Source organism: Mesorhizobium sp. M7A.F.Ca.ET.027.03.2.1 (genome assembly GCF_003999175.1).
Taxonomy (GTDB): Bacteria; Pseudomonadota; Alphaproteobacteria; order Rhizobiales; family Rhizobiaceae; genus Mesorhizobium.
On record NZ_RZOM01000551.1, the window covers coordinates 1 to 4,054 of the forward strand.

At 61.9% G+C, this 4,054-nt stretch carries 3 protein-coding genes; 1 reads left to right on the forward strand and 2 read right to left on the reverse strand.

Annotated elements, in window-relative coordinates; all coding sequences use genetic code 11:
* Together EN750_RS21950 and EN750_RS21955 are read right to left on the reverse strand one after the other, a co-directional pair.
* The coding region (locus tag EN750_RS21950; protein WP_127397628.1) for a M48 family metallopeptidase at positions 1-763 on the reverse strand (763 nt) is incomplete at its 3' end.
* A 7-nt stretch (positions 764-770) separates the two neighbouring features.
* Positions 771-2,303 (reverse strand): acyl-CoA carboxylase subunit beta, encoded by a 1,533-nt coding sequence (locus tag EN750_RS21955; protein WP_127397629.1) that lies wholly within the window; start codon positions 2,301-2,303, stop codon positions 771-773.
* Between the two features lie 408 nt (positions 2,304-2,711).
* On the opposite strand from EN750_RS21955, the gene EN750_RS21960 reads away from it, so the two are divergent.
* The coding region (locus EN750_RS21960; protein ID WP_145967827.1) for a DEAD/DEAH box helicase at positions 2,712-4,054 on the forward strand (1,343 nt) is incomplete at its 3' end.

Genomic DNA, 4,054 nt, shown 5'->3' on the forward strand with positions numbered 1-4,054 from the left:
GTTCACGCTTGAGAGGAGTGTAAACCCTGTCATTGAAAAATGCATCGGCAGCGGCGATCAAGAGCAGCGCGCGCGCTGCTTCGTGAGAATCGCCTGACCTTGCCGCATGGCGATCGGCATCGATTTCCGCTCGTCGCGACAATCGTATCTCTTCGCGTTCCAGTGATTGAGAGAGCGGACCCAGCAGCAAGTAGAACAGGCTTCCGGAAACGGTTTTTCCTGGGGGAGCGTAGTCGAAGACCAAATCGAAACTTTTGTCGAGTTCGGCGAGATTGAGCCCGCCGTTCGTATCCTTGTTTTTCAAATGTGCGTCTTCGTGAGCCAGAATCGTGGCGAATGCTTTGTCGTCGGTCACCGCGAGCAATGGAATGCCTACGGTCAAGACCGCCCGACGGCCGAGCAGACCGAGAAATGGACGCTCTTCCCCTATGCTGGCGTTGAGGTTGTCGCTCAGAACGATCGTGGTTCGGCTGGCGCGATGTTTGCCAGCGATGCTTTCCCACACGGCCCATAGCTGGGGAGCCGAATCCTGAGAGATGCCTTGCACCGGGCTGGGGCGAAAGCCGGCAAACAGTGCCCCGATCAACAGCACAAAAGCCAGCATCGCGGCCGGTATGGCGATGACACCACCTGCTATTACCATGAGCGGATGCCGGTCAAGCAACAACAGCCACAGAAGCACCGGGCAGAAAAGCGGGAGAGCGAAAAGCAGGATGGCGAACCTGCCAAAGCGCGTTCCCATATAGAGGACCAAGCGCGACATCGATGCCTCACAGCGGGATGTTGTCGTGCTTCTTCCAGGGGTTCTGCATATCCTTGTTGCGCAGCATGCGCAGCGCGCGCGCGATGCGGCGGCGGGTCGAATGCGGCATGATCACCTCATCGACATAGCCGCGCTCGGCGGCGACGAAGGGCGACAGGAAGCGATCTTCGTAAGCCTTTGTATGGGCTGCGATCTTTTCGGCGTCACCGATGTCCTTGCGATAAATGATCTCGACCGCGCCCCTGGCGCCCATCACCGCGATCTGCGCCGTCGGCCAGGCATAGTTCATGTCGCCGCGCAGATGCTTTGACGCCATCACGTCATAGGCGCCGCCATAGGCTTTGCGGGTGATGACGGTGATCTTCGGCACGGTGGCCTCGGCATAGGCGAACAGGAGTTTCGCGCCATGCTCGATCAGCCCGCCATATTCCTGCGCGGTGCCGGGCAGGAAGCCGGGGACATCGACGAAGGTGACGATCGGTATCGAGAAACAGTCGCAGAAGCGCACGAAGCGCGCCGCTTTGCGGCTGGCATCCGAATCGAGCACGCCGGCCAGCACCATCGGCTGGTTGGCGACGAAGCCGACGGTGCGACCCTCGACACGCCCGAACCCGGTGACGATGTTCTTGGCGAAGTTCTGCTGGATCTCGAAGAAGTCGCCTTCGTCGGCAACTTTCATGATCAGTTCCTTGATGTCGTAGGGCTTGTTGGCATTGTCGGGAATCAGCCGGTCGAGCGACAAATCATGGTCGGTGACCGACTGGTAGCATTCGATCTCGGGAAGCTCCGATGTGTTGGAAGCCGGCAGCAGGTCGACCAGCCGGCGCATCTGCAACAGCGCCTCGACATCATTGTCATAGGCGCCGTCGGCGATCGAGGATTTCGTCGTGTGGACGGAGGCGCCGCCCAGGCTCTCGGCGGTCACCGTCTCGTTGGTCACGGTCTTCACCACATCCGGTCCGGTGACGAACATGTAGGAAGTGTCGCGCACCATGAAGATGAAGTCGGTCATGGCAGGCGAATAGACGTCGCCGCCGGCGCATGGGCCCATGATGACGGAAATCTGCGGAATGACGCCGGACGCCAGCACGTTGCGCTGAAAGATCTCGGCATAGCCGCCGAGTGCCGCGACGCCCTCCTGGATGCGCGCGCCGCCAGCATCGTAGAGGCCGATGATCGGCGCCCGGTTGCGCAGCGCCATCTCCTGCACCTTGATGACCTTCTCGGCATGCGCTTCCGACAGCGAGCCGCCGAACACGGTAAAATCCTTGGCGAAGAGGTAGACCGGGCGGCCGTTGACCGTGCCCCAGCCGGTGACGACGCCGTCGCCGGCGATCTTTGTGTTCTCCATGCCGAAGTCGGTCGAGCGGTGCTCGACATACATGTCGAATTCCTCGAACGAGCCCTCGTCGAGAAACACCTCGATGCGTTCGCGCGCGGTGAGCTTACCCTTCTTGTGCTGGGCATCGATGCGGACCTGGCCGCCACCCATGCGGGCGATCTCGCGGCGGCGCTCGAGTTCCTTGAGAACGTCTTTCATCGATTACCTCCCAAGCCAGTGGCATTTCGTGGTAATCGTGCCGGCAAGCGAGCGCAAGCGCCGCTTGCGCCACGGGTTTTGTTGCGCTGCAGCATGACGCCCCTTGCATTTGGCGGCGAACTCAGCCATATGCAGCCCATAGGCGCTTGGGCCGGGAACGAATCCGGCCTTCTCGACAAATGAGACTGGTTGCGTCTGTTTTCCCTCTTTCCGGTATATCGGCCCTTTTTCCGGTAAATCACAAAGCGGCGAAAAAGCCCCGTGGCATGATGCCTGCGGGCACGACAGCGCAGCCGAGTGGACGAATACGTCCGCCCGCCTTGTCGTTCATCACAGATTTTTCGGCGGCAGGTTGCGCCCTGCCGCCATCGATGTTTGCGGCCAGAAGCCGCGTGAAAGAAGATTATTTTGACCAACGAAAACACTTTGCCCGGTAGCACTGCGGAACTCACCGGTTTCGCGGCACTGGGTATTACGGGCGCGCTGCTCAAGGCCACCCACAACGCCGGCTTCGCCGAGCCGAAGCCGATCCAGGCACAGGCGATCCCGCCTCAGATGGAAGGCCGTGACATTTTCGGCATCGCCCAGACCGGCTCCGGCAAGACCGCAGCCTTCGCGCTGCCGATCTTGTCGAAGATCATTGCGCTTGGCACCAAGCGCCGGCCGAAGACGGCGCGTGCGCTTATCCTGGCGCCGACGCGCGAACTCGCCGTGCAGATCGAAGACACGATCAAGATCCTCGCCAAGGGCGCGCATGTCTCGACCGCGCTCGTGCTCGGCGGCGTGTCCCGCTTCAGCCAGGTGAAGAAGGTTGCTCCCGGCGTCGACATCCTGATCGCCACGCCCGGCCGGTTGACCGACCTTGTGCGTGAGGGCGACCTCGTGCTTGCCGACACCAAATGGCTGGTGCTCGACGAAGGCGACCGCATGCTCGACATGGGCTTCATCAACGACGTCAAGCGCATCGCCAAGGCGACGGCGCCCGACCGTCAGACGGTGCTGTTCTCGGCGACCATGCCCAATGAAATCGCCGAACTGGCCAAGGGCCTGCTGAAGAACCCGATCCGCGTCGAAGTCGCGCCGCAAAGCACGGCGGCGGCCGAGATCGTGCAGGGCGTGGTCTTTGCCCGCACCAAGCAGAAGCGCCAGGTTCTGTCGACGATGCTCGCCGACGAGGCGATGAAGTCCGTCATCATCTTCTCGCGCACCAAGCATGGTGCCGACAGGGTGACCAAGGACCTCGAGCGCGACGGCTTCAAGGCCGCCGTCATCCACGGCAACAAGTCGCAGAATGCCCGCCAGAAAGCGCTGAACGATTTCCGCGACGGCTCGGTGCGCATTCTGGTGGCGACCGACATTGCGGCGCGCGGCATCGACGTCCCCGGCATCAGCCATGTCGTGAATTTCGACCTGCCTGATGAAGCCGAGAGCTACGTCCACCGCATCGGACGTACCGGCCGCAACGGCATGGACGGCATCGCGATCACGCTTTGCGATCCTTCCGAAAACAGCAAGCTACGCCAGGTCGAGCGCATCATCCGCACCAAGCTGCCGATCGTTGCCGACCATCTCGGCAGCCCGGATCCGGTGCGCAATCCGGCTGAAAAGAACGAGCGCTTCGAGCCGGCCAATGACCGCAACGACCGCAATGGCCGTCGCGACGGCAGGCGGCCCGGCGGCGAGAACAAGGGCAACGGCTTTGGCAAGAAGCGCTTCGGCGACAAGCCTGCCGTCGCCGGCGAGCGCAAGCC